This is a genomic window from Paenalcaligenes sp. Me52 (assembly GCF_050487965.1).
Taxonomy (GTDB): domain Bacteria; phylum Pseudomonadota; class Gammaproteobacteria; order Burkholderiales; family Burkholderiaceae_B; genus Paenalcaligenes.
Genome location: NZ_JBKQFO010000001.1, coordinates 765263 through 785818, shown reverse-complemented (window position 1 = coordinate 785818; position 20556 = coordinate 765263). Strand labels below are relative to the sequence as shown.

Here is a 20556-nt window from a genome sequence, read left to right as displayed (position 1 = left end):
CCCACTTTATCTACCCGTTTGGAGAATACACATGATTGGGACACGCAAGGCCTTAGTAGCATTTAGTGGCGCATTTGGCCTCGCCTGGTTATTGGAACTGTTTCTAGCTGCTCCGCTTACTGGAGACAGCCTGTGGATTTTGCGACAGCAATCGCTATACATCACAGGAATACTATCCATTGCCTTCATGTCTCTATCTATGTTTCTCGCTGCCAGACCTGCGTGGTTAGAAAAGCCCTTAGGCGGTTTAGACCGCATGTATGTCTTGCATAAACAAAGTAGTATTTGGGCCATTGTCATGGCCGCCGCTCACTGGCTGAGCAAATTAGCGAGTGGCCCTATACGCGATCTTATTGGTACTGAAAACCGCCCTGCTCGCGACATTGTGCTGTACGGCATGGAAAGCCTGCGCGGCATTGCCAAAGACATGGGCGAATGGACGCTGTATCTGATGTTCGGCATGTTAGTACTCAGCTTGTGGAAACTGTTTCCTTACCGCCCTTGGCGACTACTGCACCGTAGTATGCCTGTGCTGTACTTGGTACTGGTGTTCCACACCATTGCACTAAGCCCTATGCGTTACTGGCTGCAACCCTTAGGTGTAATGTTGCTGGTCATGATGGTATTGGGTAGTTGGGCCGCCCTGCGTGCCTTGAGTAACCGTATTGGTAAACAGAAAAAACACCACGGTGTGGTGCAATCTGTGACCCCGCACGATGACTTGGTAGAGGTGCAATGTAAGGTGGATAGCAACTGGCAACACCACGCAGGCCAATTCGCATTGGTCACCTTTGATGCTAAAGAGGGTTCACACCCGTTCACGATTTCTAGCGCCTGTCTGCCCGGCACTGGTTTAGTCAGCTTTCACATCAAAGCGTTAGGTGACTACACCTCTACCTTGGCAAACTCGGTACAACCGGGACAAACCGTCACCATTGAAGGCCCTTATGGTTGTTTTAACACCCAAGATGCCGACGACCGTTACGAACAAGTATGGGTAGCAGGTGGTATAGGTCTTACCCCTTTCTTAGCCATGTTGCAGCAACGTCAGCAGTACGCTACTGACACACGCACATCGGTACACATGCACTACTGTACTCGTGATGCAGCGCAAGATGCCTTACTGCCTACCTTGCAACAGTTATGCGTGGAAGATGGCCATGTAGAGCTGACCCTACACGATGCCGCCTGTAAGCAGCGCTTTAGCGCCCAACAACTGCCTACTGCCTCTGCTTTCCAAGTATGGTTCTGTGGTCCCAAAGGCTTACGTAGCGCGCTGAAAACTGGCATTGAGTCACTGCAACTGCGCTGCAAAGGCTTTCACCACGAAATGTTTGATATGCGCTAAGGCCTTATACGCTGCCCAGCAACAAGCGCAACGCAAACCCCACTAATACAACGCCCATCCCGCGGTCTACCCAGTAGCCACTGCGGGTAAAGCGTTGTCGTACTTGCTGATTAGAAAACAGCAAACACACCAACACAAACCAAGCGGCATTCACCAAACACATCCACAACCCATACAGCGCTTGTACGGACAATGGCGTTGTGGCTTGCACTACTGATGTAAACACTGCCAAAAAGAATAGCGTCGCTTTAGGGTTTGTGGCATTGGTCATAAAACCAATCCAAAACGAGCGTGAGGCACTCTGCCCTGCATCTTCTGGTTTGCAATCTGGGTCTAGCGCATCCGGCGATGTAGGTTTGCTGCGCAAGAAGTTAATCCCCAAATACAGCAAATACGCGCCCCCAATAAACTTGGCTGCAGTCATTAACCACGGCGTGGTGTGCATCAATGCACTCACCCCGATTAGGGTGTACAACACATGCACAGAAATACCCGCTCCAATACCTAAGGCCGTAAAAATCCCCGCACGTCGGCCAAAACGCACACTTTGTCTAATCGTAATGGCGAAATCTGGCCCGGGGGCCAACACCGCCAAGAAGTGAATCAGCGCTAATCCTAAAAATTCCTGCCAATATGTTGCCAACATGCTCAACTCATACCTGTGGGATTCAAGGTGATTATTGTAGCCACCTCTTAGTGCTGCGATAATCATCCAAAATATCAAATAATTATTTCCCTATGAGCACAAATCAATTACTGCCTTTACTGGCTGAAATGGCGATATTTGTTAGGGTGGTAGAGGTAGGCAGTTTTTCTGAAGCCGCTCGCCAGCTAGGTTCTACGCCCTCTGCGGTTAGCCGCGCTATTGCACGGTTAGAAAAAGCGTTGGGTAATCGCTTGCTACAACGCACCACCCGCAAGCTACGCTTAAGTGATACAGGCAAAGCGGTGTACGCCCACTGCCAAGATATGTTGCATGCCGCCCAAGCAGCTATTGAGGTGTCCGGCCATCACCATGAAGAACCATATGGACAATTACGCCTCAGCGTTCCTAAAGCGGTAGGCCATTTTTTAATTCACCCTCATATTCCAGATTTTCTCGCACGTTACCCAAAAGTAGATATTTCCATGCGTTTGGATGACCGCTATGTAGACCTGATTGATGACGAAGTAGACGTTGCCATACGCATCACCAATCAACCACCACCCGGGCTGATGGGTCGCCCCTTGCTGTCTATTGAACACCTATTGTGCGCCACACCAGAATACTTAGCGCAACATGGCACGCCACAGCACCCGCACGACCTTAAACAACACAGCTGTATTTACTTAGGGGAAGAACCCAGTGACTCGCGTTGGAAGTTCACTCAAGGCAATAAACAGCTCACCGTACAAGTGCAGGGGCGCTATGCCGCCAACCATACCGGCGTGCGTTTAGACGCCGTACTGCAAAATCTAGGTATAGGTAGCCTACCTTTTTTCACCGCGCGACAGGCTTTGGCAACGGGTCGTATTGTGCCTGTACTACCTGAGTGGAATTTCAAAACCAATTACAGCGGCATGGCATGGGCACTGTATCCGCCCACCCGGCATTTACCCTCCAAACTACGGGCATTCTTAGAATTTCTCTCAGATCGCCTAGAGCACTAGTAGCCACCATATAAACTGCCTCATAATAGAGTCTTGGCCTTTTTACACCGCATCTCGATGAAACGTTCCCATATAGAGCAGCTGAAACAGCGTGCTAAACAATTCCACCAGCACCAGCCTCTGCCATTATTGCAAGGTCTATACAACCTGCAGCGCCTAGGCCGTTCAACCGATGCCTTCACGTATGAAGCCAATGCTATCTTTGTGCAAAATGACCATCGTGTGTATTTGCACTGGGAACACCCTCGTCTGCGTTACATGCGTCTGGTCGAAGAGCTGGCATGGCAACAGTTGCAGCACCAACCTACCTTGGAACAAGAGTTGTGGATTGCGGATAACAGCGCGAACTACCGCAACCTAAGCTTGTCATCGCACCAACTCTTAAGCTGGTCACCTGCTTCGCACGAAGCCAGACAAGCCTTCTACCAAGAACTTAGCCAAAAGATTCAAGAAGTGGGTCAAGACACCGACTTCCATATACGCCCTGAGCTGCGTAGCTACTGGACTACACAAGGTCGTGTGGTAGAACTTTGTTGCCCCATAGAGGTGCGTAACATTCAAGACCTACAAGCACTCACCACCTTAGCTAAACAACTGCTACAAGGTGAGCAAAACGTACAAAGCTTGTATGGTGATGCCGACTACACACAAGCTGATTGGGCGCGTGAATTTACATCCCCCTCTTCGGCAGCCACGCCTATAATGCCTGAGTGACTGTTTGATAACGCTGCTCAAGCGTAGATCTGATGGATGAACTTGTGCTGCAAGGCCAGCAAAAATGGCCTAATGTTCCGCATGCTTATGGCTACTTGGCGCTTTCAGCACAGGGCCATTGGCATATTTATGCTACCCCCCATGCTGCACCTGACTTTGCTGCATCAAGCCGCGTTACCTCGCCGGCATTGCAGCATTTCATTGAGCGCAACTATGCAGCAGATGAACGCGGTTGCTGGTACTTTCAAAATGGCCCACAGCGCGTTTATGTGATGCTGGAAAAAGCACCTTTGTTGCTGCGATTGAATGCAGAGCTACAACTGTGCAGCCATACACACCATCCTATTGAACAGACCTCAGCGTGGTATATCACCGATCTGGGTGAGCTTTATCTACAAAGCCCCGAAGGTTGCGGTCTGATTGCTGGCAGAGATCTGCCTGCGCTGGCAGAACAATTACGTCTTAGCGATGACATCTCGTTGCTGGACTATCTGGAACATCACGATCCCCAAACCCTGCATGGCAAAGCGTTACAGTACCACTGTGCAATGTTAGCCATACCGCAAAGTGCTACGGTGTACTACACTCAGGATCAAGATCTGCCCGGGCTATCCGGCTTTGTTAGGCTCCCTGCCCCCACTCCTATCACAGACCAATCATCATTATGAGCAGCCCCTCTCCCGAATTTTATTTTCCCGTTCCACGCAGTCAAAAATATTGCAGTCAATGCGCTCATCCCCTGACACAAATGGTGCCTCCTGAGGACAACCGTCTGCGTGATGTATGTGAGAACTGTGGGGCTGTGCATTACCAAAACCCGCGTAACGTAGTGGGTGTGCTGCCTATTTGGGACGGCAAAATTTTGCTGTGCAAACGCGCGATTGAACCGCGCTATGGGTTGTGGACCTTACCCGCAGGCTTTATGGAACTCAATGAAACCACCGCAGAAGGGGCATTGCGGGAAACAGATGAAGAGGCCGGGGCATCGGTAGAGTTAAGCAAACTATACACGGTGATTGATGTACCTCACGCCGAACAAGTGCACTTTTATTACTTGGGTAATTTGCGTAGCCCTGAACTCAATCCTGGGCCAGAAACGCTGGAAACCATGTTTGTCACCCCCGACGAAATCCCTTGGGATGACTTGGCTTTCCGCACGGTACGCACCACCTTAGAACACTACTGCAACGACGTGAAACGTGGCCGTTTTGATTCTCACTTCTACGCACTGGAAACCCCTTTCCACATACGCTAGTCATGACCACTCTGGCGCTGCTGTCACCCCATAGTCCTTTTCCTCCTGTGGAAGCCGCCTTACCAGGCGGTTTACTGGCGGTGGGTGCAGACTTAAGCTTGCAACGCCTGATTACCGCATATCAACACGGTATTTTTCCATGGTTTAGCAAAGGTGACCCCATATTGTGGTGGAGTCCCGATCCGCGCATGGTACTGGCTACTGAGCACTTCAAGCTGTCGCGTTCCTTAGGTAAAAAGTGTCGGCAAATTGCTAGACAAGAACAAGCACCTAACGCTTCCATACAAGTACATACGGATAGAAGCTTTAGTGACGTCATACGCCATTGCTCGGAAACCCGTGCCGAACAAGGCACGTGGATCACACAAGACATTATGGATGCCTACGAACGTATGCATCACGCTGGGTACGCCCACAGCGTAGAAACCTGGGTAGATGGCCAGTTGGTAGGTGGGCTGTATGGCATTTGCATGGGCCGCTTCTTCTTTGGCGAGTCCATGTTTGCCTTGCAAACGGATGCCAGCAAAATTGCCCTCTATTACTTAGTACAGTTTTTGCGTGCCAATCAGGTGCCCTACATAGATTGCCAACAAGAAACTGCCCACTTGGCTAGCCTAGGTGCTACCGCGATGCCTAGGGCTGATTTTGTACACCTGCTACAACAAGGACAGCGTCATGCCGCACCAACGTGGCATCAAGGACAACTGCTGCACGATGGTGTGCTATGTTCAACAGTCCACCTCTTAGCAGATCAGAGCGCCCTATGATGCATGCGCCAGACCCCACCGTACAACCTTTGCAGTTTTACACCACTGCGCCCTACATCTGCAGTTACCTGCCTAAACGACAAGCACGTTCCAAGGTTGCAGTTCCTGCCGATGCCATTAGCTCCAGCACGTATTCACAATTGGTGGATCAGGGCTTTAGACGTAGTGGCACATTTGTGTATAAACCCAACTGCCAACAATGTAAGGCCTGCACCTCGTTACGCATTGATGTGCATAACTTTAAGGCAGACCGTACTCAGCGCCGTGTGTGGAAACGTCTGCAGCACCTGAGTGTGCAATTGCTGCCACTAGCATGGAACGAAGAGCACTACTTGCTGTATCGCGACTATCAGGCACAACGCCACGACTTGCATCAAGACGACCACGAGGTGCGTGCGCAATATGCCCAGTTTTTATTGTCCAGTCAGGTGGACTCCCGTTTAATTGAGTTCCGTGACCCCGAGACACAAGCGCTAAAAATTGTGGCGCTTTGCGATATGCTCGACCAAGGGCTCTCTGCGGTCTATACTTTTTTTTCGCCAGACTCTACAGAGAGTCTGGGAACTTATGCCATACTTTGGCAAATACATTTATGCCAATCCTTGGGGCTACCTTGGCTATATCTAGGCTACTGGATTGAGCAGAGCCGGAAAATGGCCTACAAGACCCGATTTACTCCCTACCAGCTTTTACAAAACGGGAGTTGGTCGGCCCCCTAACCCTAGTTCTTTGTGCCTATGTCTCTACTATTCAAAAGTTACGCTGCTGTTCGCCCACTTCTGTTTTCCATGGATGCAGAGCAGGCCCACAACTTTACTTTGCAGCGCTTGAGTACTCTGCACCAGAACCCGGTTACTCAACGCTTGCTACCCAAACCACCCGAAGGTAAACCCATTCAACTAATGGGGCTAACCTGTAAAAACCCGGTGGGTTTGGCTGCCGGCTTGGACAAAAATGGCGCGCATATTGATGCGCTGGCGAGCTTGGGCTTTGGTTTTGTAGAGGTGGGCACCGTGACCCCTCTAGCACAGCCTGGCAACCCACAACCACGCCTGTTCCGATTGCCAGAGCGCCAAGCACTGATCAACCGTTTTGGTTTTAACAACGATGGTTTAGATACCTTCTTAAGCAATGTCAAACGCAGCAACTGGCGTAAGCAAGGCGGTATTTTAGGGCTGAATATTGGTAAAAATGCCAGCACACCTATTGAAGCGGCTGTGGATGATTACCTCAAAGGTTTGGTAGGTGTCTACCCTGAAGCGGATTACATCACCGTCAACATCTCGTCGCCCAACACACAAAACCTGCGTGCGCTACAAGCGGCTGACGAACTGAATAGCCTGCTACGTGCCTTGTCCGAGAAGCGCAAAGAACTAAGCGATCAACATCAGCGCTATGTACCCATCGCCGTCAAAATCGCTCCTGATTTGAACCAAGAGCAAATTGCCGCTATTGCTGACAGTCTGCGCGAAAACGGTATTGATGGCGTGATTGCTACGAACACCACATTAAGCCGTGAAACCGTAGAAGGCTTACCACACTCAGATGAGCAAGGCGGTTTGTCTGGCCCTCCGGTACATGCCCTGTCATTGTCTGTTATTCGAGGCCTGCGCCGCCAATTAGGCGATGACTTCCCCATTATTGGGGTAGGTGGTATTCAATCTGCACACGATGCCCAAGACAAGCTGGATGCAGGCGCTAATGCCGTGCAGTTGTACACCGGCTTAATCTACCGTGGCCCGGCACTGATTCATGAATGCATTCGTGCCCTGAAAGACTAAAGCTATAGTCCTCACAGTTGAAAAGGCAGAGCCGCATACGCGCTCTGCCTTTTTCTTTAGCTACTACCTTGCGGGTTCTTTGCTCCCCAGCGACAATACATGCATACCGTATGTAAGGAGAACGCAATGGCCAGACGCACCCGCGCCGAAATGGAAGAAACCCGCCAACAGCTCATCACATCAGCCAGACAAGCTTTTAGTGAACACGGCTATGCCGACACCTCCATGGATGAGTTAACCGCTCAGGCAGGCTTTACTCGCGGTGCGTTATACCATCACTTCGGGGATAAGAAAGGCTTGCTGCAAGCCGTAGTAGAGCAAATAGACGCCGAAATGGATGCACGTCTACATACCATTTCCAGCAGCGCTGACGATGCATGGGAAGGCTTTTGCGCCCGTTGCCGTGGCTATTTAGAAATGGCTTTAGAGCCTGAAATACAGCGTATTGTGCTGCGTGATGCCAAATCGGTTTTAGGTGGTGCCACACCGGAATCTCAACGCCATTGCATCAGTTCTATGCAAGGCTTGATCCAGAACCTGATTACACAAGGTACGGTTGCCAGCGTTGACCCACAAGCACTAGCGTCATTGATTTACGGCAGTTTGGCCGAAGCGGCCTTTTGGATTGCCGACGGTGAAGATGGCAACACTAGGCTTAGCCAAAGCATCACGGCACTAGACCTGCTGTTACGTGGCCTGCGCGCGCACTAGACAAAAAGTAGACAAAAAAATCCCCCGAACCAGCCGGGGGAAAATATACAACGCAGATGAGGTACTGGCAGCCCTACTGGCTGCCATGCAGCATATTAAGCTGGTGTGGAAGCAGCGCGTGTTGCACGGCTTACAGTTTTCTCTACAGCTTCAGCAGCTTTTTCTGTTGCTTTAACAGCGGCGTTACGTGCAGCAGTGATGTTGGAATCAACCACATCGCTTACTTGGCGACCAGCTTTAACCATGCTGTCAGCCACGTGAGTGGAGTTCAACACAGCCGTTTTAACCATTGCAAAGAAGCTTTCGCTACCGGCTGGAGCATTTTTCTCGGCTTGCTCAATCAGTTGGCTAACTTGCTGTTGGTTTTGGTTGATTTGAGCTTCTGTCAGGTTGCCCAGATCACGTTGCAGACCGGCAATGATGTCAAACACTTGCTGGCTGTAGTTCAGTGCGCCTTCAGCGGAAGGCTGCAACAAAGTAGTAGCGAAGGAAGATGCTTGCTCTGGGTTTTTCAGGCTAGCAACTTGTTGGCTTTTTTCAGCCAAGTTTTCCAAAGAGGATTTGAACACTGTCAGGTTCAAATCGATCAGCGCTTCAAAACCAGCAAACATGCGATTTTGTGCTGCGACCAAGTTATCCAAATTGGCTTTGCCTGTGGCGATGAATTGCTGTTGTGGGGTGCTCATGTCGTTAACCTCGGTGGAGTAAAGAGTAAGGATACAGCTTACGAGGAAGGCTGACCGTTAACGCTACCCTACGGTTACCTTCATGTTGCAACGCAACATAACAATCATTTTACATCTTACTTTGCTGTGGTCAAGTACATACGACCAAATAGTTGGTTTGCATGCACAACAGAGAGCTTTTTATTATCAGTAGGTTATATAGATATAAAAAAACCGGACTACGTTTTACGGTGTCCGGCTATTTTTAGTGACCATGTCCCAATGCGTGGGAAATAGTTTTAGCGGTACTCATTAATACCGGTATCCAATCATCACGCATACGCTCTGCAGGGGCTGATAACGACAAACCAGCCAGTAGTTTGCCCGTGTCATCGTAAATACCTGCTGCTATACAACGCACACCCAATTCCAGCTCTTCGTTATCACGCGCGTAACCGTGACGTCGCACTAAGGCCAGCTCGCGATCCAGATCTTCGATTTGTGTAATGCTGTTGCGTGTGGTGCCAGACAGCCCGGTACGCATCACATAAGCACGTACTTGGCGGCTTTCCCATGTAGACAAAAACAATTTGCCAGTAGACGTTAAGTGCAATGGGGCATGACCACCAATGGCTCTTACCACCTGCATGCCAGAGTTTTCACTCCACGCACGCTCTACATACACAATTTCGTCAGCTTGTTGCAAAGACAGGTTTACCGTTTGTCCGGTAATGCGATGCAATTCGCGCATAGGCTCTAACGCTACAGCACGTACGTCCAACCGCCCTTTTACCAATGAGCCCAATTCCAGCAAGCGCATACCCAAACGGTACAAGCCGCTGTCCACACGCTCCACATAACGCCCCACTACCAAATCATTCAGAATTCGGTGTGCAGTAGAGGTATGCAGGCCTGTAGCCTTAGAAAGATCTTTCAGGGGAACAGGTTCAGATTGACGTGCCAATTCATCCAGAAGGATCATGGCGCGCTCCAGTACTTGAATGGTGATTACACCTGAGCCAAACGGAGAACTGGAGGAAGGATTAGTAGCTGGTCGTGACATAAGATTATTTGATGCAGCGCAACATTCCCATATTATGGAAATGTATCAACTAAAGCAAGTCATTTTAGGAAGCGGAGAGCTCACCACCCAAACGTTCTACTTCTAGCCGTAAAAACTGCAGGGCCGCTGCCGCCGCTTGAGCTTCGCCTTTTACGCCCAGTTCGATGTGGGGGCGTCCGCCCTCCTCACCTACGCTAGGCAAACTAAAGACTTTAATTCCTGGCCATTGTTGCTCTACTGATTCCAGCGCTGGAGTAATACGCGATTCTGGCAAACTAAAGGCCAAAAAAGAATACTCCATGGTTGGCTGCAAATGCTGCAACGCTTGATAACGCGTATCTAGCGTCCATTTCATCATGGGCCAAGCCATCACAGGAAAACCAGGCATGAAGGTATGGTTCTGTATATAGAAGCCGGGAATCTTATTAAACGAGTTTGGGACAATCTCTGCCCCTTCAGGAAACACACCCATTTGCAAACGTTGTTGGTTTTCAGGGTGGTTAGGGTCTGCACTGCCTTTACCTGCAGCGGCCATTTCTTGGCTACGCTCGTTAATCAGCGCAGCCGCCTCTGGGTGCAGTTGTAGCGGCACCCCTAAGGCGCGCGCAGCAGCTTGTCGTGTTTGGTCATCGGGCGTAGCACCAATACCACCACAGCAAAACACAATGTCAGGGCTTGCAAAACTACGGCGTAGTGTAGCTTCGATGTGATCCGCGTCATCCGAGATAATTTCGGCGCCGTGCAGCTTCATACCGCGTTGCCCAAGCATCTCTACCAAACTAGCGAAATGCTTGTCTTGACGTCGTCCAGAAAGAATTTCATCACCAATAATAATCAGGCGAATTCGTTGTTGCTCTGCCATGCCGTATGCTATCCCATCAATGACAAAATGCCATTATCCTCTAGTTAGGCGCTCTTGAGAACGTAACTGGTGCAATTGCTGCAACGAGAAATGAGAAAAGGCTAACGCCGAGAACACCGGCAGCACTAACCAGGCTGGCGGCAAAAAGTTTAGCAGCGCCATTGCCAGCCCTAACAGCCAGTATTCACGCTTGTTCTTCGCCATAATTTCGTCGCGCTCAGCACCATCCGCATGCTCAACCAACGAGTCCATACGTAGCAAACGGGTAAACAAGAAACTACCCCAAAACAACGGCACTAAGAATCCCAAAAATGGAATGAGCCAAAGTGGCATGGTTAATACCCAACCCACCATAAAAATAATGCCCACACTGATTGCATTCGACACGCTCAACAGCGTGGCATTACTGCTCTCTTGTTTGAGGTCTGGGTAATATTTTTGCTGCACATGGCTTAGCGCCAAGGGCATCACAAAAATAGAGGCAACGATCATTCCCAGCGCACCCGAGGCCGGAAAAATAATTAACACCACGATAATAGGGATCAGGCTCGCGCTTAAGCTAAACCAGCTCAACCACCCTTGTTGCGCAAACCACCCGTCAGTCTGATTCACCCACGCGGAATGATCCATCCAATTACCTACATATAGGCTTAATGGAGTCCACAACGTCCAGATCATAATGATCGCCCCCACCAATGCCACGGCTATAGGCAGCAGCAAAGCTGCCAGCATTTTGGGGTGTAACTGTGAAATAGCGGCTTGTTTTAGGGTAAACAGCACGCGTCCCACGCTAGAAGAAAAAGGTTGTTGCGTCGTCATCAAAACATCTACAAAGGTTGAATGGGGCTATGATAATGCATACTTAGACACTTCTAACCTATAACGTTCAACCACCACCATGCATTTTTTACCTGACGACCTACCAGCCCTGCAACAGCGTCTACAAGGGCCACACCCAGAACTGTTGGTAGTGTGTTACTGCGCCGCATGGTGCAAAACTTGTACAGCCTATCAACCACTGTTCACGTCATTAAGCGCACAGTATCCGCACGCTGTTTTTGTATGGGTAGATGTGGAAGAGAATGAAGAACTGCTGGGCGATGCCGATGTAGACGACTTCCCCACTCTATTAGTGCAAAACAGCGCAGGCACGCTATTTTTTGGCAGCGTACTGCCGCACATAGAGCATTTACAACGATTGCTGGATCATGCCGCAGAAATGCCCGTGCTCACTGACACGGGCCCTGGGCAGTTTACTGACTTAGTAGCGGCCGCCACCAAGTAACACACCTACCGAACGCTTACGGGTCTCGCCATTACTAGAGCGGGACTCTTGCGTTGCGTCAGCTGCTGCAGATTGTGGCTGATAAGGTTTGGTGAAGAAATCATCCAACGGCGCTTGATTACGGCTATAGCTACGACGACTGTTGCCGCTGCTGTTGCTCTTACCACTGTTGCTACGCTCGCGCGGCTCGGCCAACTGCGGAACTTCTTGTTTAATCTTTCTACCGATCAGCTTTTCTATAGCATCTAGCAACTGTTGCTCAGCCGGTGAGTACAACGAAAACGCCTCACCACTCGCCCCAGCACGACCTGTACGACCAATACGGTGTACATAGTCTTCAGCATTAAATGGCAAGTCTACGTTAATCACGCAAGGCACACCGGCCACGTCTAAACCACGCGCTGCTACATCAGTAGCCACCAGCACATCTAATTCTTCTGCTTTAAACGCATCCAATACTTTCATGCGCTCAAGCTGGCTTTTATTGCCGTGAATAGACTCGGCTTTCAAGCCATCACGTTCCAACTCACGCGCTAGGCGTGCCGCACCCGCTTTGGTGTTGGTGAACGCAATCACTTGCTTCAAGCCTTTGGACTTCACGATATGACTAACCGCCGCGCGCTTTTGCTCGGGGCGTAAGGCATACACCACCTGAGTCACGGTATCAGCGGTAGCGTTACGTGCTGCCACTTCGATGGTGACAGGGTCACGCAAGAAGTTAGAGGCTAGTTTGCGAATTTCAGGGCTAAAGGTAGCCGAGAACAACAAGCTTTGGCGCTGCTTAGGCAACATCTGCACAATACGCAGCAAATCGGGCATAAAGCCCATGTCTAGCATACGGTCAGCCTCATCCAGCACCAAAATGCCGACTTGAGACAAGTTCACCGTTTTTTGTTCAATGTGATCCAACAAGCGCCCTGGTGTGGCCACCAGAACTTCGCACCCACGACGCAGCGTATCTTTCTGAGGTGCTATATCTACACCACCAAACACGACTGCTGAACGCAATGGCGTACCTTTAGTGTACAAACGCACGCTAGCAGCCACTTGGTCAGCTAATTCACGGGTGGGTGTCAGAATCAATGCGCGCACAGGATGACGAGCAGGCGATGCACTGCTATTAGCCAACGGCATCAGTCTATGCAAGATAGGCAGCGAAAACGCTGCCGTTTTACCGGTTCCTGTTTGCGCCGCCCCCATCACGTCTCGGCCATCCATCACAGGAGGCAAAGCTTGTGCTTGTATGGGCGTAGGTTGACTATAGCCAGCGCCTAAAACGGCGGCAAGAATGGCCGGATGTAGGCCAAAGTCAGAAAAAGATTGTGTAACGTCGAAACTTGTGGCTTCTTTCATGGAAAAAGTATAAGACCTGAGTGGCATGTCATCAGGTGAATGCAAGGGCAAGGGAGCATCATCACGACGCCATCCCGTTTACTATATGGGCCCGAGGCAGGCCGGTAATCAGGCAAAGAAGTACTTCAACAGCCAAAACATCACCATACCCGCAATAATCACGACAAGCGTGCTACGCGTACGCAAATAAGCCAGTACCGCAAAGATTGCTGCAATTGCCTTGATATCAATTTCAGGGCCCCCGCCTGCTCGCCAAGGCAGAAGTTCGGGAACAATAATAGCAATCAGCGCTGCCACCGGTGCATAACGCAACGCTCGGCGTACCGAGTCCGGCAATGGTAGGTGGTCACCAATTAACCAATAACCGGAGCGGGTTATTAAGCTGCATACAAACAGCAACCCTATAACCGCTAAAACATACCAATCATACTGCCATTGCGTACTCATGGGGTCGTCCTCTTGCGTTGCAGTTGTTCAACTACCACGCCCGCTATCACGCCACAGATGACGGCAGCAAGCAAGCCCAAGCGCAGTGGCAACAGTTGCCCAGCCCATGCCACAACACCCGCCACCACGAGACAAGCGAAGAGCGGACGCGTCGCTACCAACGGTAACAAAACTGCCAGCAACGCCAACACCGCCGCAAATTCTAACGACCAATCATCAGGAATAAAGGTGCCAAAAAAGATGCCGGCAATAGACGCAACTTGCCAAATCACCCAACCAGGTACTACCGCACCCATCAAATACCACACGTGTTGGGGAATACCGCGCTGGGCACTTTCACCGAAACGCGCCATGAACAGCACAAAGCTAATATCGCCGGTTAGATACCCCAACCCTAAACGCTTCTTCCAGCTTAAGTGCCTAAAGAAGGGATACATAGCAGCTGAGAAAATCACAAACCGTATATTCACAATACAGGCCGCCACGAAAACCAGCCATAACGGTGAATGAGACTCGATCAAAGGAAGTGACGTCAACTGCGCAGAGCCGGCATATACCAATACCGTCATCCACGAAGCCATTGCTTCTGTAAGGCCTGATTTCAGCATAGCTACGCCAGTCACAAACCCCCACACGGAGGTAGCGATCATGGTGGGCAGCAAGTCTTGTACCCCTTGCATAAACCACGCCCGCCGCGTTGCATCCGGCCAGTGCCGTTTTATTTTTCTAATTGCTCCCACAACCCTTTCTCTACACGCAGTTTCTATGCTTTCATGTGGATAAATGGTAGCGCAATTCCCCTACACACCCCAGACGCAACCACGGAGTTATGGGATCAAAACAACAAACTGCTCATACACCAAACAGAAAGCAAACAGAATCTTACTGAACCGCCTAAGCCCGCATGGGCTTGCTACAATAGACGGCATGGAAAAAACACCTTGTTGATACAGGATCGCACCATGAGCAACACGCAACACCAAAACGACATTATTGAAGTACCTAGCGAAGACCTTCCCGTACATTGCCCAGGTCCACACACACCTTTGTGGAATATGCACCCACGCGTGTTTATTGACACCAGCAAAACTGGCGAAGCTAGCTGTCCTTACTGCGGTACTACGTACAAAGTGATCGGTGATCATTCTCACCACTAAGCTTTTCACGTTCACTGCTGCCTAGCATGACTGCCTGCTTAGGCTCATCTCCATTACGCTTCATCCTGTGACAGCCAAACTCGATCTCTCGCCGTGCCCTCTTCCCGTCTGGTTACCCGGAGGACACCTGCAAACCATTTACAGCGCGTATTGTGCCCAACACCACAATATTGCGTTTGTACGAGAGCGCGTGGACACCCCGGATGGCGACTTCGTTGATTTAGATTGGGCTGGCCCCGGTTTATTTGCCGACCGCCTTGCCGATGGCACCATGGCAGGCAAAGATGCCCATCTGCAAAAAACGGCTGCGCGTCGTTGGCTGCAACCCGAAGATTGGAAAAGCCTAACCCAGCACCACAACCTACAAGCCTTGGTTTTGTTTCACGGCTTGGAAGGCAGCAGTAACAGCCATTACGCTCAGGCTATCGCTCAGTACTTTCGTGCTCGTGGCTGGGTAGTGGTGGTAGCCCACTTCCGTGGCTGTTCCGGATTCCCTAATCGTATGGCGCGCGCCTACTACTCCGGCGACAGCGAAGAGATTGCTTTCATGCTGCAAACCGTACGACAACGCCTACCCCAAGCCAGTTGGCACACCGTAGGGGTATCGTTGGGCGGTAATGCCATGCTTAAGCATTTGGGTGAACACGCCGAACAAACCGATTGGATCAAAGCCAGCGCTGCCGTTTCTGTACCCACAGACTTAGTAGCCTGTGGTGAACGTTTATCTACGGGATTTGTAGGCCGCTATATTTATTGTCCGTATTTTCTACGTAGCATGAAAAGCAAGATTTTTGACAAGTCACGCCGCTTCCCCGGCATGATCGATATCCTGCGCTTAAACCATGCTCGTACACTGCGTGACTTTGATGATGTATACACTGCTCCCATGCATGGTTTTAAACACGCATTGGAATATTGGACCAAGTCATCCAGCAAACAGTTTTTGAATCGCATCCAAATACCCACGCTGGTGCTGAATGCGCGCAACGACCCATTTGTACCGCCTAGCTCCTTGCCTACGCTGCAAGACGTATCTGAACACGTAGTGCTGCACCAGCCATCTCAAGGCGGACACGTAGGCTTCACTACCGGCGCCTTTCCCGGCAACATCAATTGGTTGCCGGCACGATTAGCGCTGTTCTTTGAAACCGGCCAATAAGCTTAAGAGCGGAAACGTTCTAACAACAAACGCTCGGACTCCAAGCGGCTACGCAGTTCCCTAATTTGCACATCCAGTTCAGACTGCTCATAGAAGTCTTTACTGCGTGAGCGTGCTTGCTGTAACTGCTCTACCGCTGTAGGTAGCGCACCAATCATTTGGTAATACTTCGCCATCGCCTTACGTGCAGCAATAGGCTCGCCCAAGCGCTCATAGCCTTCTGCCAGCAATTTTTGGAATTGCGGAATATGTGGCCACTTGCGTAAAGCTGTCGTTAAATAATCTACTGCTTGCTGCTCTTGACGCTGTTGCTGCAACGACTGCACATACACCAAAGCCACTGCTTGGCTATCCGGCCATCTTCGGCGCGCCTGATCTGCCAATGTAGCCGCTTGCTGGAATTCACCTTGGCCTTGCGCCAAGTTAATAGCCAATACATCTAGTGCACTAGCCTGATACCGCCCACCGTCACGAGCAGCAGCCAAATGCTGTTCAGCAGTAGCAAAATCTCTGCGCTGCCACGCGGCATACGCTAAGCCATACTCGGCAGCCGATCGCTGCACACCACTGCCACTTTCAGCCTCGCTACGCATGGCTTGCATGGCATTTTGCAGGTTACTTCCGCTTTTAGCCTGTATTACCCGTAGCGCCGCACGCACATACCAGAAGGCCGGATCTTGGTGGAAGTTCTGTCCGCTCAGCGACGTTATACGACTTTCTATATCAGACAAACGCTGCAATGACAGCGGGTGAGTACTCGCATAGACGTTACGCGGCCCTTCATTCAAGCGCGAGACCTCCATCAAGCGCTTAAACATGTCTGCCATACCGGTAGGGTCGTACCCTGCTTTTTGTAGCATTTGAAAGCCCACACGGTCAGCCTCTTGCTCAGCCTGCCTGGAAAACCCCAGTTGTCTATCTATAGCAGCCGCTTGACCAAAGGTTGCCACACCCATCGCCAAATCTGCACTACCGGATAAGGCGGCCAGCAGCGCTCCCACCATCGCCGCAATCATAATATGACCCGACTGCGAACTTTGTGTCATGCCGCGTGCAATGTGGCGCTGCGCCACGTGGGCAATCTCGTGCCCTATTACGGATGCGAGTTCAGCCTCACTTTTAGAAGCCAATACCAAACCGCTGTTAATCCCTATATAACCACCCGGTAACGCAAACGCGTTGATTTCAGGATCACGTAGCGCAAAGATGGTGATGTTCTGCTGTAAAGAGTCAGGCGCATATTTGGCCAGACGCTGCCCTACTTCACTTAAATACTGCTCAACCATCAAGTCGGCAATATAAGTAGGATCACGACGCCCTTGCTCCATAATGGCGTCGCCCAGCAGTTTTTCTAGTCCGGGGGTCAATTCCGCGCCGGATGCCGCCCCCATGGACGGTATACCCACAGGTTGCGCCTGAACCATGACGGTTGGCTGTACCAACAAGGAAAGCGCCAGCGCTGATGACAGCAAGGTTCGCTTGAAACTCATAACCATTCCTTCCGAGTTAGGAGGCGCTTTTTTTTAGTTGCGCAACAGCGGAGTTTTTACGTAGCGGCAAAGGCAGACGATTACGGCTAGACAAGCGCATAACCGTTGCCAACGCATAGATAACACCGAAGGTTTCTACCAAACCAGCCAATACCCACATGATGATTCCGCCCATGCCTTGGTCTTCCAACGCATTAATAGAGGGGATCGCCCGACCACATAAATCAAAAATGGGGTAGAGATCATTAGCAGAAAAGGTAATCCATACACCCACAATAATTTGTGGCGTCATGGTGATAATGGGCGACAACACCCTACCTACTGGCCGCATGGCTGCAGGTGGGCTTGGACGTCTATCCAAAATCAAATTCCAGTACAGCACACCACTAATCACTACTGACCAATTCATGAAGCGATACAAACGCCAATCAATCATGGAGTAGAACTGCGGAATAGGCAGTAACCAGATGAGAACAAAGAATACGAATAAAAAGGGAATTAGGATGGGGTGTGTGAGCAGACGCTCAGTCACTTTACCTATGCCAGTTTCACGGAAATCGCGCAATTTATAGCGCCATGACATAGGTAGCCCAGCACGCATCACCTGCCCAGGGTAGGCACCCATGATGATGAGTGGACCTAAGTGGTGTAACACCAAGTGCTGCAAACGGTGGATAAAGAACATGCGCTCAGCATAATAATCCACGCGAGTATGCAGCGAGAGATACAGCATGATCAGGCCTACCCAGAACAACCACTGCCTGAATCTACCTACGTGGTGCACCTTGGCACCACGCCAGAATAGCCATGCGCTGGCGATGAACACCACCACCAGCGTAGGAGAGAATTCCCAAGGGGTAAGCCAGTCAATAACGATCATGAGAGCCCGTATTCAACATAACAGGCTCTAGTTTAATGCATTACTGCGCTGACGCGGTTCCCATTGCACATTCAAAATAGAAGGATGATCGCGCAGCCTGCGGGCTTGCGTCATCAGCTCTGGGCGCATCTCTGGTGGGCAACTGATGGTTACACACGCCTTGGCATTTTCATGCGAAGCATGTTCCACACTTAAGTTGCTCACACGCAGGCCTGCTGCCTGAAAGTCGGTATAAATACGTTTGCGCACAGACGCCATATCTTGACGCATGCACAACACAGACAGCCGCGACTCAGAAGCCGATGCTGGACGAATCACAGGCTGCTGTACACCAGCCCGACGTAAAAAACGATTGAAGATTTTCATCGCCATCTCCCATCTCCCGGCAACGCGAGACGCGCCCAGGATCAAAAACATAGAGGGACAGTAATGACGTGAGATTCTAGTGAGGAATAACACGCCCTTTTGCTTTGTGTAGCACCAGGGCGTGGCTGTGTAGAGAAGGCTCTAGCCTAACGCGCCTGGTTAATAAGTTGCCAGCCAATGCTGGCTGCTACTTTCACCGGGGTCTGGATTCACCACACAGTCCTTATAAAGTTAAGTTGGCAATATTTTAGCCAATCTAGCCCAATGACTCAAGCCGCGACCACATAACGCGCTCTATGCGCAACATCAGTACCACAGGCTGTAAAAAGCCGTTCGGTTTTAGCATTATCAAGGCTTGGCCAGCAGGCATCCGTTACAATGCCAGCACTCTTTGCTTTGACTCAAACGCCATGCACGCCACTGATTACGATCTAGTCATTTGCGGCGCCGGGCCGGTAGGTTGCGCCCTAGCATTACAGCTAGCACAACTGGCTCCCGATCCCAGCCGCATCGCCCTTATCGGCCGCCCCCTGCCTGAGCACAGCACGGTTACGCCTGGAGATCCACGCGCCTTAGCGTTGAATCACGGCAGTGCCATGCTGCTGCAAGGCTTGCAAGCGTGGCCAGACACGGGCTTGGCCACAATGGAAACCGTGCATGTTTCCCAGCAAGGCAGATTAGGCCGAGCGTTGATAGAAGCGTCAGAATTACAGGTACCGTTTTTGGGTGCCGTCATACGCTATGACACCCTTTTGCGCACCTTACATGCCGCTATTGCGCGCAGCCCCATACAGTTCTTACACGCTGACATCGATGCGACAAAAAGTCTGCAGAACGCCAACCTGATCGTGACTAACCAAGGTCAGTTCAGCACCCGCGTACGAGTGCTCTCAGATGGCGTGCGTCCGCAAGGCATGCATAGCAATTACAAACAGCACGGCGTGATTAGCACCCTTCGCAGCCAACTACCAAAAAAAGGGTGGGCGTACGAACGTTTCACCCAAAATGGCCCCTTCGCCCTGCTACCCCACCCAGATGGCGACGATTTGTATGCCTTGGTATGGTGCAACCCACCAGAAATCGCAGCCAATCTTGCGGCCATGCCCGAGGAAGAGTTCAACCGACACGCACAAGCCGCTTTCGGCTCACGCATGGGAAACTTAAGCGTTGTAGAAAAACGATCGGTGTTTCCATTAAGCATGTACGCAGGCGCTACGTTGCCCGACCACCACACTGTAACCATTGGTAATGCGGCGCAAACCTTGCACCCAGTTGCGGGTCAGGGGTTAAACTTAGGACTGCGCGATGCAGCGCAACTTGCGCAAGTGCTACGCCCTTGGCTAGCCTGCCCCACAAATGATGCTGCACCCGTACTTGCCCACTATGCCAACACGCGACGACAAGACCGATGGCTGACCCTTGGTGTCACCGACATACTGCCGCGTGTTTTCAGCACCACCAATCCACTCGTACAACATGCCTGTGGCTTGGGTTTGCTAAGCATGGACCTGTTTGCTGCAACGAAAAACACCTTAGCCACGCACCTGTTGCAAGGCACCCGAATCTGAACCTTGGCCTGCATTGCGCAGGCCTCACTATCTCT

24 protein-coding genes are annotated in these 20556 nt (G+C 50.9%); 13 read left to right on the top strand and 11 right to left on the bottom strand.

Annotated features, from left to right (window positions below; genetic code table 11):
• Nucleotides 1–31: 31 nt before the first annotated feature.
• Complete coding sequence (locus ACLO87_RS03645) at nucleotides 32–1348, top strand: ferredoxin reductase family protein (protein ID WP_430222807.1); 1317 nt, start codon at nucleotides 32–34, stop codon at nucleotides 1346–1348.
• 4 nt (nucleotides 1349–1352) lie between these two features.
• Here the strand turns inward: ACLO87_RS03645 and ACLO87_RS03640 are convergent, their stop codons facing one another.
• Complete coding sequence (locus ACLO87_RS03640; protein ID WP_430222806.1) at nucleotides 1353–1994, bottom strand: LysE family translocator; 642 nt, start codon at nucleotides 1992–1994, stop codon at nucleotides 1353–1355.
• Nucleotides 1995–2086: 92 nt separating this feature from the next.
• Between ACLO87_RS03640 and ACLO87_RS03635 the strand changes: the two genes are divergently transcribed.
• The 8 genes from ACLO87_RS03635 (at nucleotide 2087) to ACLO87_RS03600 (ending at nucleotide 8226) form a co-directional block, all read left to right on the top strand.
• Nucleotides 2087–2998 (top strand): LysR family transcriptional regulator, encoded by a 912-nt coding sequence (locus ACLO87_RS03635; protein ID WP_135862211.1) that lies wholly within the window; start codon nucleotides 2087–2089, stop codon nucleotides 2996–2998.
• Between the two features lie 57 nt (nucleotides 2999–3055).
• A complete protein-coding gene (locus ACLO87_RS03630; RefSeq protein ID WP_430222805.1) occupies nucleotides 3056–3712 on the top strand; it encodes a hypothetical protein in 657 nt (218 codons plus the stop codon).
• A 32-nt stretch (nucleotides 3713–3744) separates the two neighbouring features.
• On the top strand, nucleotides 3745–4380 hold the full coding sequence (locus ACLO87_RS03625; RefSeq protein ID WP_430222804.1) for a DUF2946 family protein: 636 nt from the start codon (nucleotides 3745–3747) through the stop codon (nucleotides 4378–4380).
• Nucleotides 4377–4967 (top strand): NUDIX hydrolase, encoded by a 591-nt coding sequence (locus ACLO87_RS03620; RefSeq protein WP_135862217.1) that lies wholly within the window; start codon nucleotides 4377–4379, stop codon nucleotides 4965–4967. The genes ACLO87_RS03625 and ACLO87_RS03620 overlap by 4 nt, the downstream gene beginning before the upstream one ends.
• A gap of 2 nt (nucleotides 4968–4969) precedes the next feature.
• Nucleotides 4970–5734 (top strand): leucyl/phenylalanyl-tRNA--protein transferase, encoded by a 765-nt coding sequence (gene aat, locus ACLO87_RS03615; RefSeq protein WP_430222803.1) that lies wholly within the window; start codon nucleotides 4970–4972, stop codon nucleotides 5732–5734.
• Nucleotides 5731–6453, top strand: coding sequence for an arginyltransferase (locus ACLO87_RS03610; protein ID WP_135862221.1), 723 nt, complete (start codon nucleotides 5731–5733; stop codon nucleotides 6451–6453). The genes aat and ACLO87_RS03610 overlap by 4 nt, the downstream gene beginning before the upstream one ends.
• An 18-nt stretch (nucleotides 6454–6471) precedes the next feature.
• Nucleotides 6472–7515: a quinone-dependent dihydroorotate dehydrogenase gene (locus ACLO87_RS03605; protein ID WP_135862223.1), complete on the top strand. Its 1044-nt coding sequence runs from the start codon at nucleotides 6472–6474 to the stop codon at nucleotides 7513–7515.
• 126 nt (nucleotides 7516–7641) lie between these two features.
• Nucleotides 7642–8226, top strand: a complete 585-nt coding sequence (locus tag ACLO87_RS03600) for a TetR/AcrR family transcriptional regulator (protein WP_135862225.1) — start codon at nucleotides 7642–7644, stop codon at nucleotides 8224–8226.
• Between the two features lie 95 nt (nucleotides 8227–8321).
• Here ACLO87_RS03600 and phaP read toward each other — a convergent pair whose 3' ends face one another.
• The 4 genes from phaP to ACLO87_RS03580 form a co-directional block, all read right to left on the bottom strand.
• The gene (gene phaP, locus ACLO87_RS03595; RefSeq protein ID WP_135862226.1) at nucleotides 8322–8912 is read right to left on the bottom strand and encodes a TIGR01841 family phasin; all 591 of its coding nucleotides are present in this window, start codon (nucleotides 8910–8912) and stop codon (nucleotides 8322–8324) included.
• Between the two features lie 244 nt (nucleotides 8913–9156).
• Nucleotides 9157–9954, bottom strand: a complete 798-nt coding sequence (locus tag ACLO87_RS03590) for an IclR family transcriptional regulator (RefSeq protein ID WP_135862228.1) — start codon at nucleotides 9952–9954, stop codon at nucleotides 9157–9159.
• A gap of 64 nt (nucleotides 9955–10018) precedes the next feature.
• A complete protein-coding gene (locus ACLO87_RS03585; RefSeq protein ID WP_135862230.1) occupies nucleotides 10019–10816 on the bottom strand; it encodes a competence/damage-inducible protein A in 798 nt (265 codons plus the stop codon).
• Between the two features lie 33 nt (nucleotides 10817–10849).
• The gene (locus ACLO87_RS03580) at nucleotides 10850–11635 is read right to left on the bottom strand and encodes an EI24 domain-containing protein (RefSeq protein ID WP_135862231.1); all 786 of its coding nucleotides are present in this window, start codon (nucleotides 11633–11635) and stop codon (nucleotides 10850–10852) included.
• 79 nt (nucleotides 11636–11714) lie between these two features.
• On the opposite strand from ACLO87_RS03580, the gene ACLO87_RS03575 reads away from it, so the two are divergent.
• Nucleotides 11715–12101 carry a thioredoxin family protein gene (locus tag ACLO87_RS03575; protein ID WP_430222802.1) on the top strand — a complete coding sequence of 129 codons (387 nt, stop codon included), beginning with the start codon at nucleotides 11715–11717 and terminating at the stop codon, nucleotides 12099–12101.
• On the opposite strand, the gene ACLO87_RS03570 is transcribed toward ACLO87_RS03575, so the two are convergent.
• From ACLO87_RS03570 to ACLO87_RS03560, 3 genes are all read right to left on the bottom strand, one after another.
• Nucleotides 12078–13454, bottom strand: a complete 1377-nt coding sequence (locus tag ACLO87_RS03570) for a DEAD/DEAH box helicase (protein ID WP_135862235.1) — start codon at nucleotides 13452–13454, stop codon at nucleotides 12078–12080. The genes ACLO87_RS03575 and ACLO87_RS03570 overlap by 24 nt on opposite strands.
• Before the next feature lie 108 nt (nucleotides 13455–13562).
• Complete coding sequence (locus ACLO87_RS03565) at nucleotides 13563–13901, bottom strand: AzlD domain-containing protein (RefSeq protein ID WP_135862236.1); 339 nt, start codon at nucleotides 13899–13901, stop codon at nucleotides 13563–13565.
• Nucleotides 13898–14581, bottom strand: a complete 684-nt coding sequence (locus ACLO87_RS03560; protein ID WP_135862238.1) for an AzlC family ABC transporter permease — start codon at nucleotides 14579–14581, stop codon at nucleotides 13898–13900. The genes ACLO87_RS03565 and ACLO87_RS03560 overlap by 4 nt, the downstream gene beginning before the upstream one ends.
• A gap of 282 nt (nucleotides 14582–14863) precedes the next feature.
• Between ACLO87_RS03560 and ACLO87_RS03555 the strand changes: the two genes are divergently transcribed.
• The gene (locus ACLO87_RS03555; protein WP_135862239.1) at nucleotides 14864–15058 is read left to right on the top strand and encodes a zinc-finger domain-containing protein; all 195 of its coding nucleotides are present in this window, start codon (nucleotides 14864–14866) and stop codon (nucleotides 15056–15058) included.
• 67 nt (nucleotides 15059–15125) lie between these two features.
• Nucleotides 15126–16217, top strand: coding sequence for a YheT family hydrolase (locus ACLO87_RS03550; protein WP_430222801.1), 1092 nt, complete (start codon nucleotides 15126–15128; stop codon nucleotides 16215–16217).
• Between the two features lie 2 nt (nucleotides 16218–16219).
• On the opposite strand, the gene ACLO87_RS03545 is transcribed toward ACLO87_RS03550, so the two are convergent.
• The 3 genes from ACLO87_RS03545 to ACLO87_RS03535 are packed head-to-tail and all read right to left on the bottom strand — an operon-like array spanning nucleotide 16220 to nucleotide 18953.
• Entirely contained in the window at nucleotides 16220–17707 is a 1488-nt protein-coding gene (locus tag ACLO87_RS03545; protein ID WP_430222800.1) for a M48 family metalloprotease, read from the bottom strand.
• Between the two features lie 16 nt (nucleotides 17708–17723).
• A complete protein-coding gene (locus tag ACLO87_RS03540; RefSeq protein WP_135862245.1) occupies nucleotides 17724–18587 on the bottom strand; it encodes a cytochrome c oxidase assembly protein in 864 nt (287 codons plus the stop codon).
• Nucleotides 18588–18614: 27 nt separating this feature from the next.
• Nucleotides 18615–18953 carry a hypothetical protein gene (locus ACLO87_RS03535; RefSeq protein WP_135862247.1) on the bottom strand — a complete coding sequence of 113 codons (339 nt, stop codon included), beginning with the start codon at nucleotides 18951–18953 and terminating at the stop codon, nucleotides 18615–18617.
• A 410-nt stretch (nucleotides 18954–19363) separates the two neighbouring features.
• Between ACLO87_RS03535 and ACLO87_RS03530 the strand changes: the two genes are divergently transcribed.
• Nucleotides 19364–20521 (top strand): FAD-dependent monooxygenase, encoded by a 1158-nt coding sequence (locus tag ACLO87_RS03530; protein WP_430222798.1) that lies wholly within the window; start codon nucleotides 19364–19366, stop codon nucleotides 20519–20521.
• The last annotated feature ends 35 nt before the right edge of the window (nucleotides 20522–20556 follow it).

What these genes read in the sequence shown, in the direction of transcription:
- ACLO87_RS03645 (WP_430222807.1), top strand. Translation starts at nt 32, where the DNA reads ATGATTGGGACACGCAAGGCCTTAGTAGCATTTAGTGGCGCATTTGGC.
- ACLO87_RS03640 (WP_430222806.1), bottom strand. Translation starts at nt 1,994, where the DNA reads ATGTTGGCAACATATTGGCAGGAATTTTTAGGATTAGCGCTGATTCAC.
- ACLO87_RS03635 (WP_135862211.1), top strand. Translation starts at nt 2,087, where the DNA reads ATGAGCACAAATCAATTACTGCCTTTACTGGCTGAAATGGCGATATTT.
- ACLO87_RS03630 (WP_430222805.1), top strand. Translation starts at nt 3,056, where the DNA reads ATGAAACGTTCCCATATAGAGCAGCTGAAACAGCGTGCTAAACAATTC.
- ACLO87_RS03625 (WP_430222804.1), top strand. Translation starts at nt 3,745, where the DNA reads ATGGATGAACTTGTGCTGCAAGGCCAGCAAAAATGGCCTAATGTTCCG.
- ACLO87_RS03620 (WP_135862217.1), top strand. Translation starts at nt 4,377, where the DNA reads ATGAGCAGCCCCTCTCCCGAATTTTATTTTCCCGTTCCACGCAGTCAA.
- aat (WP_430222803.1), top strand. Translation starts at nt 4,970, where the DNA reads ATGACCACTCTGGCGCTGCTGTCACCCCATAGTCCTTTTCCTCCTGTG.
- ACLO87_RS03610 (WP_135862221.1), top strand. Translation starts at nt 5,731, where the DNA reads ATGATGCATGCGCCAGACCCCACCGTACAACCTTTGCAGTTTTACACC.
- ACLO87_RS03605 (WP_135862223.1), top strand. Translation starts at nt 6,472, where the DNA reads ATGTCTCTACTATTCAAAAGTTACGCTGCTGTTCGCCCACTTCTGTTT.
- ACLO87_RS03600 (WP_135862225.1), top strand. Translation starts at nt 7,642, where the DNA reads ATGGCCAGACGCACCCGCGCCGAAATGGAAGAAACCCGCCAACAGCTC.
- phaP (WP_135862226.1), bottom strand. Translation starts at nt 8,912, where the DNA reads ATGAGCACCCCACAACAGCAATTCATCGCCACAGGCAAAGCCAATTTG.
- ACLO87_RS03590 (WP_135862228.1), bottom strand. Translation starts at nt 9,954, where the DNA reads ATGTCACGACCAGCTACTAATCCTTCCTCCAGTTCTCCGTTTGGCTCA.
- ACLO87_RS03585 (WP_135862230.1), bottom strand. Translation starts at nt 10,816, where the DNA reads ATGGCAGAGCAACAACGAATTCGCCTGATTATTATTGGTGATGAAATT.
- ACLO87_RS03580 (WP_135862231.1), bottom strand. Translation starts at nt 11,635, where the DNA reads ATGACGACGCAACAACCTTTTTCTTCTAGCGTGGGACGCGTGCTGTTT.
- ACLO87_RS03575 (WP_430222802.1), top strand. Translation starts at nt 11,715, where the DNA reads ATGCATTTTTTACCTGACGACCTACCAGCCCTGCAACAGCGTCTACAA.
- ACLO87_RS03570 (WP_135862235.1), bottom strand. Translation starts at nt 13,454, where the DNA reads ATGAAAGAAGCCACAAGTTTCGACGTTACACAATCTTTTTCTGACTTT.
- ACLO87_RS03565 (WP_135862236.1), bottom strand. Translation starts at nt 13,901, where the DNA reads ATGAGTACGCAATGGCAGTATGATTGGTATGTTTTAGCGGTTATAGGG.
- ACLO87_RS03560 (WP_135862238.1), bottom strand. Translation starts at nt 14,581, where the DNA reads ATGCAAGGGGTACAAGACTTGCTGCCCACCATGATCGCTACCTCCGTG.
- ACLO87_RS03555 (WP_135862239.1), top strand. Translation starts at nt 14,864, where the DNA reads ATGAGCAACACGCAACACCAAAACGACATTATTGAAGTACCTAGCGAA.
- ACLO87_RS03545 (WP_430222800.1), bottom strand. Translation starts at nt 17,707, where the DNA reads ATGAGTTTCAAGCGAACCTTGCTGTCATCAGCGCTGGCGCTTTCCTTG.
- ACLO87_RS03540 (WP_135862245.1), bottom strand. Translation starts at nt 18,587, where the DNA reads ATGATCGTTATTGACTGGCTTACCCCTTGGGAATTCTCTCCTACGCTG.
- ACLO87_RS03535 (WP_135862247.1), bottom strand. Translation starts at nt 18,953, where the DNA reads ATGAAAATCTTCAATCGTTTTTTACGTCGGGCTGGTGTACAGCAGCCT.
- ACLO87_RS03530 (WP_430222798.1), top strand. Translation starts at nt 19,364, where the DNA reads ATGCACGCCACTGATTACGATCTAGTCATTTGCGGCGCCGGGCCGGTA.